Raw genomic sequence first — 13,667 nt, forward strand, 5'->3', positions numbered from 1 at the left:
TTCCTATAAGTATAGAACATGGCTGGAATATCTTAATTTTACTGATCCTAAAATGCGTTTGTGCCTTGAAGAACCTCTCAATCATCTTATTGCTTTTTTGTAGAGTTTCTGCGTTTGGACAAAATCAAACAGGAATTTTCCTTGGAAAAGAATTGGATACCACCCGTTTGAATGAAATTGCTCAATTGGCCTCCAAAGAAGATCGGTCCTGGAACAAAGTGTCCCATCTTATTGGAGATTCGTGCAAAACGGAATTGGAACGCGTTTATACTATTTACTCCTACATTGCAGGTTCTTATAAATACGATTTGAATCGATTGAAACTCATTTATAAAAGAGAAATCAAACGTGAATTGTATCTGTCTGAAGTCATCAAAAAGAAAAAAGGTGTTTGTGGTGATTTTGCCAATTTATTTGTCACCTTATGTGATAGTTTGGATATAGGATGTTTTCGCGTTTCGGGTTACTCCCGGAGTTTTAATCTGTTTCATCCGGTAAGGAAAAATTACTACAATCATGCGTGGAATGTGGTTCGTGTTGATGGAAGATGGTACGTTTTGGATGTGACTTTTGGTATGCAGCATTTTACCAAAAAGAAGTTTGACAAGGAGCGGATCGATTGTAATTTTTTGTTTACTGATCCGGTGAAATTTGGAATCCTTCATCTTCCGGCAGATCCCGCTTTTCAGTTGGTTAATCGCGAACGTTCATATAAAGATTTCCGATATCACCGTTTTTTGTGGCGTATCTCCAATACAAATGAAACTCCTTTAGGAGATAGTATTCTCAATCAACGACTGGAGAAAGATTGGAAGGAACAATTATTGGATGAAGCTTTTGCAGCTCAACTATTCAATAAAAAGGTGAAAGGTGCAAGTTTGAAACTCCTGGAAGTTCGTATCAATAAGGTGTTGGATAAGAAAACGAAACGGAAACAGCTTTTGTTGAAAGTGGATTATGAGAATGCCATTTATCTATATCAGCAGATTCAACAGAATCTAATTGAGAATCACGCGAAGAAAAAATACATCAAGTACACCCAATACCGCATTTTGAAACTTGGACAAGAACGCGATAAATTGAAGAAGTGATTTCAGTGGTTGGGAGTGTGGCAATCGATCCGGACTGTTTTTTGATTTCCAATACCGGTTTGTTGTTCCATTTTCGGACTAATGTATGGAATTCCCAAGTTTGCACCCCGCAAAATAACCAGTAACCCAATCACCGATAAAAGGTAGGGAAAGGCTGTAGAGAGTTTGTTTCGAAATACTTGATTGATGTTTTGTGCAAAAAATCCCACCGCCAAAAGTGCAGGAAATGTTCCAAGTCCGAAAGCTGCCATTGCTGCTGCACTTCCAATCGGATTTTCAGCCAAAAGCGCATTTGCAAGAGCCAGAAAGATCATTCCGCAAGGAAGCAGACCATTCAGAAAGCCGATGCCGAATAATTTGAGTGTCCCATTCTGTTTGAGTAGAAGCGCCATTTTTTTTGAAACCCAATTCTGAAATCCCGGAACACGAAATTCAAATCGCTTAAGAACTTGTTTGCGCCATGCGATAACAATCAGACTCACTCCAAAGAGGATGCTTAGCACTTGGAAGAGTCGGAACAGATGTAATGAAAAACCGATACTCCCGATAAGGAACCCCAGAAGGGTATAGGTAATGATGCGCCCGCTGTTTGCTGCAAGAATTCCAATCAGCATACTTGCAACCGATTTTCTGTTTAGCGGAAGTGCGAGCGCAATTGGCCCGCACATCCCGATGCAGTGAAACGAACCTGCAAGTCCCAAAACAAATGAATTGATCAGAAAAATCATTACTTGATAGTTACTTGCTCAGACATTTCATAGGGTTTACCTTGAATGGATCCGTTAATTGTAACGGTAAATAGTCCTTTTGGAAAATCAGTTGTTGGAATGGTTACTTCACTAATAGGTCTTATGGTGAGCACCAGGTCCTTGCTTTTGTCATTTGGACGTCGTAAGGTAATGGTTACATCATTCTTCTGAAATTCAACAGGAAAATAAACATGTAGGTTGTTCTTTTCGCTTGTTACAGCGATTTTTTCGACAGATGTGACATACATTTTTTGTGCAGCCAACTGATCTTCATAATTCAGTTCGCGTTTGTAGTAATCTTCTTCCACCAGATCAATTTTCTGGCGCATCATGGTCACCACCATGGTCAGGATGAAGCCCATGAAGAGCACCATCCCGATAATTATTCCTTTTCCCCAATTCATATGTTCTAATTATTAATTCGAAATGCATCTCATTTTTGATCCCGATAGCTATCGGGATTACATTTTTACTTTTGAATTCACTTAATAGCTCGGTCCGATGACCTTGATATGTACCCGATCGATCTCTTTCCCGTTCCCCAGAATAATGATGTCAATTTTCTGTGTTCCTTTCGCAATGAAAGAATAGGGGAAACGCGCCAAGAATCGCTCACGGATGTGTTTTTGTCCGGGTAATTCCAAAGAATCACTAGCCAATTCCAATTTCACAGCAGGATTCGCTGAGATCAATTTGACATGGAAATGATCCTTCGTCTTGTTTGTCAGGTCGATTTCAAAAATATTGCTGATACCTTTATCTTGCGTGACTTGATAGGTCGATCCGCGTTGGCGCATAATGGTGGTGGAGAAATCTTCCCGCATGATTAACATGGTGGTCCATATTCCAACCAAAACGATCAACAAAACAGTATAGGAAATAACTCTTCTGGTCCACTGGAAACGCGTGCGGTTCTTTATCCCGTTTTCGGAAACGAAGCGGATCAATCCTTTCTCCAATCCTACACCTTCCATCATCGAATCACACGCATCGATACACGCTGTGCAGTTTACACATTCCAATTGTGTCCCGTTGCGGATATCAATTCCTGTGGGGCACACATGAACACATTGCGCGCAATCGATACAATCTCCTTTTTTCGCTGTCGGTCTGTCTTCTCCTTTTCTGAATTTGGCGCGCTCTTCCCCTCGAACATAGTCGTAAGCGACCACCATCGAGTTCTGATCAAGCAATACTCCTTGCAAACGTCCGTAGGGACAAATGGTGGTGCAGACTTGTTCACGCAAACGGGAGAACACAAAGTAAAACAAGGTGGTGAAGATTCCGATTGAGATCAATCCTCCGATGTGCAGTTGAATGGGTTCCATCATGATCTTGAGCAACGAATCACTTCCTATGATGTAAGCGAGGAATATGTTTGCAATAACGAATGATACCAGCCAAAAAAGAGTGTGTTTCAAAATGCGTTTTCCCCATTTCTGAGCATTCCAGGGTTGCTTATCCAGTGCTTTTTGCTGTGTCCAATCCCCATCGATCCAATATTCGATCTTGCGGAAGACGAATTCCATGAAGATGGTCTGCGGACAGAACCAGCCACAAAATAATCGCCCGTAAATAATGGTGAACAAGATGACACAAACAATGAAGATGATCAGCATGATGGCGAACAGGTAGAGGTCTTGGGGCCAAAATGTTGCTCCGAACAGCGAGAATTTGCGTTCCAGGATATTTATTTCGATGAGTTGATCCCCATTTATTTTGATAAACGGAGCTGTTAACAAGAAAATCAATAGGGAGTAACTGACCCATTTTCTGCGGTTGGTGAACTTTCCTTTCGGTTTTTTAGGATACACCCAGACGCGTTTTCCATGTTCGTTGACAGTGGCGATATGATCTCTGAATTCTTCTTCCATTTTTGTTTAGATGAAAAGAATGCCCACCCATTCGGGCAGGCATTTCTTTGTTATTTTGCAGGAAACTCTTTTCCTTGCGGTTCTTTTCCAGGTATGTATTTCAGACTTAAGACATAAGAAGCTACCTCTTGAAGTTGAATCGGGTTCAGCTTAGAAGCATGTTCAGGCATTCCGTTCGATGTTCCGTTTTTAATGGTTCCGAACACGGTTTTGATATCGTTTCCATACAACCAGAATTTATCTGTTAAGTTCGGACCGATATCTCCGCTTCCGTCCTTGTGACAAACCTTGCAATTGGCTTCGAAGATTTGTTTTCCGGAGTTAAGCGCTGTTTGGTCATTCAATAGCGTCACATTGCTCTCGTCAACATTCATAGCTGCTTCTTTCAGATAGGCATCAATTTCCTTTTGTGCTTTCATGATGGAGATGTCGTATTCCTTTTTCTGTGTGTTTCCATCAAATACATGATAGTATAGAAGGTAAACAAAGGCAAACACGATGGTCAAATAGAATCCCCAAACCCACCATGGAGGAAGGTTGTTATCCAACTCACGAATTCCATCGTATTCATGATCCATCAGGATGCTGCTTTCTTCCTCAAGCGGAACTGCATCGACCAAAATCTTCGCCACACGCTTTTGTTTCTGTTTTGCAGCTTTTACTTTACGTGGATAAACCATGTAATAGAAATTATTGAAAAGCCCTCTCAGATAAAGCACAACCAGTAACAGAACCAAGTTGATTCCAACTAGAATGTATAAATCGACCTTTTCAACCAGGAGCCACGGATAAGAGACTTCAGCCGGGTTTGTCGGGTCAGGAATTCCCATCCCATAAGAATAACCCGGTACGAACGCCGCTCCAAGCGAAATGATTATAATTAGGAACTTGGTTAGATTCTCCTGATCTCTCAATTTCTTTTTGAACAGATCCGATTTCACGAATGAAAGAATAGAGCTACTCATGAGAATAATTGCAAGCAATAGAATAATCATCAAAGTACCAAGTGCATAGAAGATGTTCAAATTCCCTTTGTAATCGGGGAGGAGTTCCACTTCTGTCTGAGTTGGATCACCGGGTACTTCAGCTGTTTTCACTGGAGGAGCGTAATTATCGACGTAATCCAATATCTGATCCACTTCCTCGTTACTTGCCTGTTGTGGTGGCATTTCCGATGCGGAAAAATCCTTTATTGCCAGCGCCATTTTACTTTTTCCACCGGCGATCAGACTATTGGAGTTTCGAACCCAATCGTAAAGTAATTCGCCTTCACCGGCATCTGCCCATTTTGCCTTTACTCCTTTTAACCAAGGACCTGTGGAATTTTTGTCCACTGCGTGACAGGTATTGCATTTCGCCTTGAATAAAGCTTCTCCTTGACTGTTAGCCATTATTGCTAAGAACAATGCAGCTAGTGTAAGTAGTTGTCCGATTCTCATGGTATTTTATTTTCAATAGTTGATTCTTCAGTTCCTAAAGGAATGTTGCTTAGCTCTTCAATAGTCGATTTTTTCATTCGGGAGATGCGAATCAGAACCACGAGGAAAAAGAGTACGAAGATCATGAGTGAGAAGATTCCGTAAAATTCCACTCCCGACTCTGTTGCTAAATGATGTTTAATAAATCGTAACATATCACTCCTTATTTAGATTGTTTTACTTTGATGTCTGTGCCTAGGCGTTGCAGATATGCAATCAATGCAATGATTTCTTTTTGTTTCAATTCATTGATTTTTGCATTTTTATCCTGACCGTTCAAGGCAATTTTTGGTGTGTTTTCTACAATGTCGGTTGCAATTTTTAAGGCTTGCTCATCCAAATCTGCTTTTGCTTTGCTTGCATATCCTTTTGGATAAGGAACGCCCATCGTTTGCATCGCTTCGATTTTTTTCGTCAGTAAGTCCGTGTTCAAATTGTCATCTCTCAACCAAGTGTAGGCTGGCATGATTGTTCCATAAGAAAGTGCTTTCGGATCGATCATGTGCTTGTAATGCCACAAGTTTCCACGCAATCCGCCTTCTCTTGCCAAATCGGGACCTGTTCGTTTGGAACCCCAAAGGAATGGATGGTCATATACATGTTCGCCAGCTTTAGTGTAACCTCCGCTTTCCGGTGTTGGAGCATAACGGGCTGTTTCGAAACGCAATGGTCGGATCATCTGGGAATGGCAGTTATTACAACCTTCCCGGATATAGATATCACGACCTTCCAATTCAAGTGGAGAATAAGGTTTTACACTGCTGATTGTCGGAATATTGGATTTCACGGCAATGGTCGGGATGATTTCTGCCAAACCACCGATTGCTACTACGATGATACTTATTAGCATGAAACGAACCGGTTTCCCTTCAATACTGCGGTGCCAGTATTCTTTTCCTTTAGACGGATGTGCTTTTTCTACGGCAACTTCTACTTCCTCGTTTGCTTCAAATGAACCAGCTTTTACAGTTTTGAAAATATTGTAAACCAACATTAAAGCTCCGATAATGTAAAGTAAACCACCAATGGATCTAAGGATGTAGTAAGGCTTCATATCGATTACGATCTCTAAGAAATCTTTATTCACCAAGGTTCCGTCCGGATTGAAGTCTTGCCATCTCAAACCTTGCATGAATCCTGCAATATACATTGGCACAGCATAAAGGATGATTCCTAATGTGGCGATCCAAAAATGCTGGTTTGCCAATTTTCTGGAATACAATGTGGTTTTGAACATTCTTGGTATCAACCAGTAGATCATTCCAAATGTCATCATTCCGTTCCAACCTAATCCTCCAACGTGTACATGGGCGATTGTCCAGTCTGTGAAATGAGAGATCATGTTTACAGATTTCAGGGATAGGAGTGGACCTTCAAATGTGGCCATACCATAACATGTTAACGCAACAACCATGAATTTGAGCATGACATCATCACGCACTCTATCCCAGGCTCCGCGAAGTGTCAGAAGACCATTTAACATTCCTCCCCAAGATGGTGCGATCAGCATGATGGAGAATACCACTCCTAAACTTTGTGCCCAGTCCGGAAGGGAAGTGTATAACAAATGGTGAGGTCCTGCCCAGATATAGATAAAAATGAGTGCCCAGAAGTGAATGATGGATAATCGATAAGAATAAACCGGTCGATTGGCTGCTTTTGGAACAAAGTAGTACATCAAACCGAGGTAAGGAGTGGTTAGAAAGAAAGCCACGGCATTATGTCCGTACCACCACTGAACAAGTGCATCCTGAACACCTGCATACCAGGAATAACTTTTAAAGAAAGAAACCGGTAGCTCAAATGAATTGAAAATGTGTAAGATGGCAACGGTTACAAATGTGGCAATGTAGAACCAAATGGCAACGTATAGGTGTTTTACATTCCGGTTAAGAATGGTTGCAAACATGTTCCATCCGAAGACAACCCAGATTAAAGCGATAAGGATATCAATCCACCATTCCAGTTCTGCATATTCTTTACTGGTAGTGATTCCGAATGGCAAGGTTAGAACAGCACATACAATGATGAACTGCCAACCCCAGAAATTGAGGTAACTCAACTTATCACTCCACATCCTAACCTTTAATAAACGCTGCAAGGAATAATAGATCCCCATGAAAATACCGTTTCCTACAAAGGCGAAAATTACTGCATTCGTATGCAGAGGGCGGATTCTTCCAAATGAGATGTAACGAAACCCGAGGTAATCGTTGAAAAATTCAGGGAAAGCTAATTGCAAGGCTGCTATTAATCCGACCAGCATTCCAATGACCGCCCAGAGGATGGTGGCGAATGCAAAATATTTGACAATTCGATTGTCGTACTTAATTGTTTGTATTTCCATCGTTGTTTTGATTTGTTTCATTTTTAGTTGATTCATCCTCATAAAGAATTCGGACACTCGGAGAATAGTCGTCGTCATACTGACCTGTCTTTGTAGCCCAAAGAAAAATGACTAAGAAAAACACTGCCAGACAGAGACTTACGATTAGCATTATGTAGATCATTCCCATAGGGCAAAGAACACCACTAGTTGAAAAAAAAAACATGATTTAAGTAACTCAAAAAGGTGATTTTTATCATGTTTTGGAAAGTAGCTCTTATAGGAGAAATCATTCATTTCAATTGTTCTAACTACCTTTGTACTATGAAGACAAATTCACCGATTAATCCAAAAATCTTAAGTCGTCTGGAGGAACTGGGTTTTTTAAAACCGACTCCGATTCAAGAACATGCCTGGAAGTATCTGATTGAAAAGCATCAGGATTATGTTGGTCAGGCTCATACAGGGTCCGGAAAGACCATTGCATACGGTGTTCCATTGCTTCAACGCATTGATGCAAAGGACAAGGATGTGCAGGCTGTTGTTTTGGTTCCTACCCGTGAATTGGTTGTTCAAACCACTAAAACCTTGTTCAAACTTTCTAAGAATCTCGATAAATTCTTCATTCAATCCATTGTAAAGGGAGATGATATTGAAGAGCAAAAGCGAAATTTACAACGCCCGACTCAGGTTTTGGTGGCAACTCCGGGAAGATTATTGGAATTGGTTCGGATGAAAGCTGTTTCCTTGAGACGGATGAAAACAATCGTTTTGGATGAAGCGGATGAATTGTACGCGAAAGGTTTCATGAAGGAGATCGATAAGATTTTAGGTGAAACCAATGATTTTCATAAAAAATGGCTGTTTTCGGCAACGATTCATGGTGAATTGACCAAATGGATCAAGCAGACACTTCATATGGATGCTCCACAGGCAATCATTGCAACCAAAAAAGTGATGAATCCGATGATCGAGCATCAATACATCGAATGTCAGAAAGAAGACAAACCGATGATGTTGCTGGAATTTCTCGGAAGCATGAAAAAAGGACGTGGGATCATCTTTTGCAGAACCAAAGGCGATGTGGAACATGTTGCACGTTTTCTGAGAACGCATGAAAAGAAAGTGACGGAGATCTATGGGGAAATGTTTCCAAAGGAGCGGGAAAAGGCCATGCGGATGTTTTCGCAGGAGCAGACTCAATATTTGGTGGCTTCCGATATTGCCGCACGTGGAATGGACTTCCCGGATCTGGCATTTGTAGTTCATTACCAATTACCGGATGACCCGGATTATTACACACATCGAAGCGGGAGAACTGCCAGAGCCGGGAAAAGAGGAATTTCTTTAAGCTTGGTTGAAGCAGTGGAACGCAAGAAATTGCGCTATATTCAGGATTTGTTGCATGTTGATTTTATTCAGCTCTAAATTCTAATCAAACTTTTTCCGAATAGTCAAAAACGTTGCTAATGATACAACAGTAATGGAGCTCAATGGCATGAGAATGGTTGCGACGAATGGAGTTAATTGTCCGGTTACCGCAAAACCAATTCCGGTGAGGTTATAACAAAGTGAAAAAGCGAAACAAATGCGGAGAAAATTTTTCCCGTCTCGGATGAATTTGAAATAATTCCCCAATTTTTTTAGGTTATCTGCTTTCAAAATTGCATCTGAAGCGGGAGTGAAGCGTACCAGATCTTCAGACAATGCGATTCCTACAAATGCTTCATTTAATGCTCCGGCATCGTTTAATCCGTCGCCTATCATTAGAACGTAATTTCCTTTCGCCTGCAAATCTTGAATAAATTCCTTTTTTTGAAGCGGTCGTTGTTCAAAATGAAAGCTCGTTTCAGTTGGAAAAATACTTCGAAGCAAAGCTAAATCTTTGGGTTTGTCTCCTGAAACTACCGCTAATTGGTAATTTGTGGCTAAGAGTTGGATGAGTTCTTTTAGCTGAGTTCGCAATTTGGATTGAAAAGTAAAGGTTCCCAATAATTTTCCTTCAGCGGCAAAATAGACCTGCGATTCATCACTTTGTGAGTCTTTGAGACCAATAAATGCTGCGGAACCCAGTTTAAAATGACCAAGTGAAATTCCTTTTCCGGGGATCTCAATGGCTTTAGTGTTAGAATGAGAGTCTGTTAATGAAACAGAAAGCATCTCGTGAATTGCTTTTGCGTAAGGATGCACTGCATGCTTTGTCATTTGATAAAGTGCGAGATTTTCAAATTCGGTAAGCGTCCTACCTTCGTATTGAATTTGTTTGTGATCTTGTTCTGTCAAAGTTCCTGTTTTATCAAAAACGAGGTAGTTGCATTGTTGAATGCGTTCGATGATTGCAGTATTTCGAAGATAAAATCCATTTTTACCCAAAACACGCAACATGTTTCCATAAACAAAGGGAACGGATAAAGCCAGAGCACACGGGCAGGCAACAATCAAGATTGCAGTAACAATTTCAGGGATTTGTGTTGGATCAATCCAGAACCAAACCGCTGAAGAAATAAGAGCAAGTCCAAGCACCACCGCAATAAAATATTTCGAAATGCGGTCTTGTCGGGTTTGAAAAGCCAATTCGGTTCGTTTGGTATGATGATCATTCCAGAGTTGTGTTAAGGAACTTCGTTCAGTGGTTTTGGAAACAACTAATTGAATCGTTTCTCCGAAATTCTTTCCACCCGCATAAAGGAAATCTCCTTCTTTCTTTTCAATCCAATCAGCTTCACCACTCACAAAACTATAATCGACGGTTGCTTTATCACTGAGTAGAATACAATCGCAAGGAATAATTTCTTCGTTCCGAATAAAAATTTGATCACCGATTTGCAATTCGTCAATCGGACATAACGATGTGTCATCGCCTTTTTTCTTGATTACCGCAACAGGAAAATAAGACCTGAAATCTCGCTCAAAAGATAACCACTGATAGGTTTTTCCTTGAAACCATTTACCAATCAGGAGGAAGAAAATGAATGCAGCAAAAGAATCCATATATCCGGGTCCTTCCTGACTAAAAATGGCGACACAGCTTCTGATATACAATGCGAGAATCCCAATGGCTATTGGAATATCCAGATTAAGACTTCGTATCCGAATTCCTGCTATTGCTGATTTGAAATAGTCTTGTGCAGAGAATAACAGAACGGGAATCGATACTGCAAATGAGAGATAGGAACTGAAATTGCGGATTCCGGAGTAGGTTTGATCAATGCCTAAGTATTCCGGGAAACTCCAAAGCATAATACTTCCAAAAGCAAAACCGGCTATTCCCAATTGGAATAAGAGACGTTTATCGAACGTGGAACTGGATTTGTCAATTGCCTTAAAATTAGGCTCATATCCTATTTTTGTAAGCAGGATTGCTAGTTCAGATAGTTTGATCAACTCCGTATTAACAGTAATTGTAGCCGTTTTTTTTGGGAAATGAACTGTAACCCGAATAATTCCTTCGTGTAGTCGGTGTAAATGCTCCAGTAAATAGATACAGCTTGCACAGTGAATTTGAGGCAAGTGCAGGGTTAATTTCACCGTGTTTCCTTCTTCAAACTCGATGTATTTTTTTCTTAATTCCAAATCATCTAAGACTGAGAATGCTTCTTTTGCTATGTTGTTTGGTCTGATTCCGGCATTGACATCTTGATTATAATATTCTCCGAGGGCATGCGTGGAAAGTAATTGATAGACTTGTTTGCAAGCATTGCAGCAGAAAAGGTGATCATCGTATCGGATAAGCTCATTTGCTGCAGGTTCATGGCAGTGAAAACAGATTAATTCACTTGTTTCTTGGGAGGTCATATCCTTGAACTTAAATAGTCATGCTAAAGGTTGGTTTTGAAATCGGAGTTTTCAGATAAGGGTCAAATGCCATACAGACATTTCGGACAAAGGGTTTTCCCTTTTTTGTCACACTTATTTTTCGTCCGCTTATTTCAACGAGTCCATCATCGATGAGTGGAATCAGTTGATCCGCAATTTCTTCGAACTCCATGCAGCTGTCCGGGGCAATTTCAGTTTCAAACTGACACATCAGTTGATTGATATGTTTTCGTGTTTCAAGATCCTGAATTGATAATGAATGCCCTTTTTCCCATGCATGATTCGTCTCTTCAATGCGTTTCTGATAGCTTTTCAAATCTTTTTCATTTTGAGCATAACCGAACCAGCTGTCCGAAATTGCAGACATGCCTAATCCGATTAATACCTTGGTATTATTGGTCGTATATCCCATGAAATTTCGATGCAATGTTTCTGAAGAGTAAGCTTTTGCCAATTCATCTTCCGGAAGAGCAAAATGGTCCATGGCAATCTCCAGATAACCTGCTTCCAGAAAAAGTGCTTTTGCAAGCTCATAAAGCGCTCGCTTTTCTTCCGGAGTGGGTAAGTCATTTTCATCGTATCCCCGCTGACCGGTTCCTTTCACCCAAGGAACATGGGCGTAGGAGTAAAGTGAAAGCCTGTCAGGTTTGAATTCAATGGTTTGTCTGACTGTTTTTTCAAAACCTTGCACTGTTTGTTTAGGCAGTCCAAACACCAGATCATGTGAAATGCTCGTATACCCTAATTGCTTGGCTTCGTAATGGCATTTTGAAACTTGTTCATGGGATTGAATGCGGTGAATTGCTTGCTGAACTTGTGGGTCGTAATCCTGAATCCCGAAACTTACCCGTCGAAATCCGGATTGATGCAACACCGCCAAATGATCTGTTGAAGTCGAATTGGGATGTGCTTCAAAACCCATTTCTGCATCGGGGGAAACAGAGAAGTGACTTGTCAGTCCATCGATAAGTCGCTTTAGCTCTTTCGGAGCAAAGAAAGTGGGAGTTCCACCACCTAAATGAATTTCTGCTATAGTCGTGTTTTCTGCAAGATGACTCGCGATGAATTCCCACTCTTTCAGGACAGTATCAATGTACGCATGTTCAACCGAATGATTGGTTGTAATGTATTTGTGACAACCACAGAAAGTACAGAGGGATTCGCAATAGGGCAGGTGGACATAAATGGAAATGGCCTTTCCTTCCGGTAATTGCTGTCCTTTTCGGATTGTTTCAATCCAATCGGAGGTTTCCCAATGAGCGATTTTCCAAAACGGAACCGGTGGATAGGAAGTATATCTTGGTCCTGGTTGGTTGTATTTTTGAATCAAGCCATTAGCATTCATTCCATTCTTCAATTTTGACAAAGGTAGATAGCTGATTTTCTTGAAAAAATGATGTGCATCACCTTTCGGGGAATCGATGAAAAAGAGTACTTTTACTACTCAGTAATAAGGCGAAAACTAATCTGATGGTAGAAAAGTCTCATAAGCATGTGAATTGTGAAGCGTGTGCAGTCCGATCGAATAGCATGTTTGCACATTTGAGTGAGCTCGATGTCAAAGACTTGGATCACCATAAATCGTGTCAGTTTTACAAAAAGAACCAGACCATTTTCGTAGAAGGAAGCTTTCCAAGAGGAGTTTATTGTGTGAATCATGGCAAAGTGAAGATTTATGCCTTAGGTGATGAAGGAAAGGAACAGATCGTGCATATTGCGAAGGCCGGGGAAGTAATCGGTTTCCGTGCGATGTTAAGCGGAGATCCTTATAAATTATCTGCTTCCACATTGGAGGATTCCAATATTTGCTTTGTTGCTAAGGACGACTTTTTAAACATGCTGGATACCCATGCCAGTTTGAGGAATTCCCTCATCAAGGAATTGTCGAAAGAATTGGGTGAGCGCGCCATTTTCATAACCAACCTGGCTCAAAAAACAGTGCGTGAACGCTTGGCTTATTCCCTGATGATACTGGCAGATATTTACGATGATGAACCCATCAATCTATCCAGAGAGGATTTAGCCAATTTTGTTGGAACAGCAACAGAAACATTGATCCGATTGCTCAAAGAGCTCAAGGAAGAAGGTCTGATCGATACGCAAACCCGCAAGATCTTCATTGTCAAAAAGGAAGAATTGATCCAACTTGCCGGCGGACATCGCTAGTAAAGCGACCTAATCTTCTTTCATATCGTTCAACTTTCGTAGGACACACTTTGCAGCTTATAGACCATTCGTTTTTCTAAAATCACTAAGAATGATGAAATTACTATGAGACAAAATACGATAGACTGAAAACTTAAGACATGGGGCTGTCTTTCGTCTCTGTTCTT

12 protein-coding genes are annotated in these 13,667 nt (G+C 40.8%); 3 read left to right on the plus strand and 9 right to left on the minus strand.

Annotated features, from left to right (window positions below; translation table 11 throughout):
* Positions 1–65: 65 nt before the first annotated feature.
* Positions 66–1,091: a transglutaminase domain-containing protein gene (locus AAG807_RS15605; RefSeq protein WP_341905908.1), complete on the plus strand. Its 1,026-nt coding sequence runs from the start codon at positions 66–68 to the stop codon at positions 1,089–1,091.
* A gap of 2 nt (positions 1,092–1,093) precedes the next feature.
* Here AAG807_RS15605 and AAG807_RS15610 read toward each other — a convergent pair whose 3' ends face one another.
* From AAG807_RS15610 to ccoS, 7 genes are all read right to left on the minus strand, one after another.
* On the minus strand, positions 1,094–1,819 hold the full coding sequence (locus AAG807_RS15610) for a sulfite exporter TauE/SafE family protein (RefSeq protein ID WP_341905911.1): 726 nt from the start codon (positions 1,817–1,819) through the stop codon (positions 1,094–1,096).
* Positions 1,819–2,244 carry a FixH family protein gene (locus AAG807_RS15615; RefSeq protein WP_341905914.1) on the minus strand — a complete coding sequence of 142 codons (426 nt, stop codon included), beginning with the start codon at positions 2,242–2,244 and terminating at the stop codon, positions 1,819–1,821. The genes AAG807_RS15610 and AAG807_RS15615 overlap by 1 nt, the downstream gene beginning before the upstream one ends.
* An 81-nt stretch (positions 2,245–2,325) precedes the next feature.
* The gene (gene ccoG, locus AAG807_RS15620) at positions 2,326–3,714 is read right to left on the minus strand and encodes a cytochrome c oxidase accessory protein CcoG (protein ID WP_341905917.1); all 1,389 of its coding nucleotides are present in this window, start codon (positions 3,712–3,714) and stop codon (positions 2,326–2,328) included.
* A 50-nt stretch (positions 3,715–3,764) separates the two neighbouring features.
* Positions 3,765–5,153: a cbb3-type cytochrome c oxidase N-terminal domain-containing protein gene (locus tag AAG807_RS15625; RefSeq protein WP_341905920.1), complete on the minus strand. Its 1,389-nt coding sequence runs from the start codon at positions 5,151–5,153 to the stop codon at positions 3,765–3,767.
* Entirely contained in the window at positions 5,150–5,347 is a 198-nt protein-coding gene (locus AAG807_RS15630) for a CcoQ/FixQ family Cbb3-type cytochrome c oxidase assembly chaperone (RefSeq protein ID WP_341905923.1), read from the minus strand. The genes AAG807_RS15625 and AAG807_RS15630 overlap by 4 nt, the downstream gene beginning before the upstream one ends.
* Before the next feature lie 8 nt (positions 5,348–5,355).
* A complete protein-coding gene (gene ccoN, locus AAG807_RS15635) occupies positions 5,356–7,539 on the minus strand; it encodes a cytochrome-c oxidase, cbb3-type subunit I (protein WP_341906042.1) in 2,184 nt (727 codons plus the stop codon).
* Positions 7,520–7,744, minus strand: a complete 225-nt coding sequence (gene ccoS / locus AAG807_RS15640; RefSeq protein WP_341905926.1) for a cbb3-type cytochrome oxidase assembly protein CcoS — start codon at positions 7,742–7,744, stop codon at positions 7,520–7,522. Before ccoS ends, ccoN begins: the two co-directional genes overlap by 20 nt.
* Before the next feature lie 98 nt (positions 7,745–7,842).
* On the opposite strand from ccoS, the gene AAG807_RS15645 reads away from it, so the two are divergent.
* Positions 7,843–8,946: a DEAD/DEAH box helicase gene (locus tag AAG807_RS15645; RefSeq protein WP_341905929.1), complete on the plus strand. Its 1,104-nt coding sequence runs from the start codon at positions 7,843–7,845 to the stop codon at positions 8,944–8,946.
* A gap of 3 nt (positions 8,947–8,949) precedes the next feature.
* On the opposite strand, the gene AAG807_RS15650 is transcribed toward AAG807_RS15645, so the two are convergent.
* Positions 8,950–11,313, minus strand: a complete 2,364-nt coding sequence (locus AAG807_RS15650) for a heavy metal translocating P-type ATPase metal-binding domain-containing protein (RefSeq protein WP_341905932.1) — start codon at positions 11,311–11,313, stop codon at positions 8,950–8,952.
* Between the two features lie 10 nt (positions 11,314–11,323).
* On the minus strand, positions 11,324–12,700 hold the full coding sequence (gene hemN / locus AAG807_RS15655) for an oxygen-independent coproporphyrinogen III oxidase (protein WP_341905935.1): 1,377 nt from the start codon (positions 12,698–12,700) through the stop codon (positions 11,324–11,326).
* Positions 12,701–12,804: 104 nt separating this feature from the next.
* On the opposite strand from hemN, the gene AAG807_RS15660 reads away from it, so the two are divergent.
* On the plus strand, positions 12,805–13,500 hold the full coding sequence (locus AAG807_RS15660) for a Crp/Fnr family transcriptional regulator (RefSeq protein WP_341905937.1): 696 nt from the start codon (positions 12,805–12,807) through the stop codon (positions 13,498–13,500).
* The last annotated feature ends 167 nt before the right edge of the window (positions 13,501–13,667 follow it).

The organism is Fluviicola taffensis DSM 16823, from assembly GCF_943372375.1.
GTDB lineage: Bacteria > Bacteroidota > Bacteroidia > Flavobacteriales_D > Crocinitomicaceae > Fluviicola > Fluviicola taffensis_A.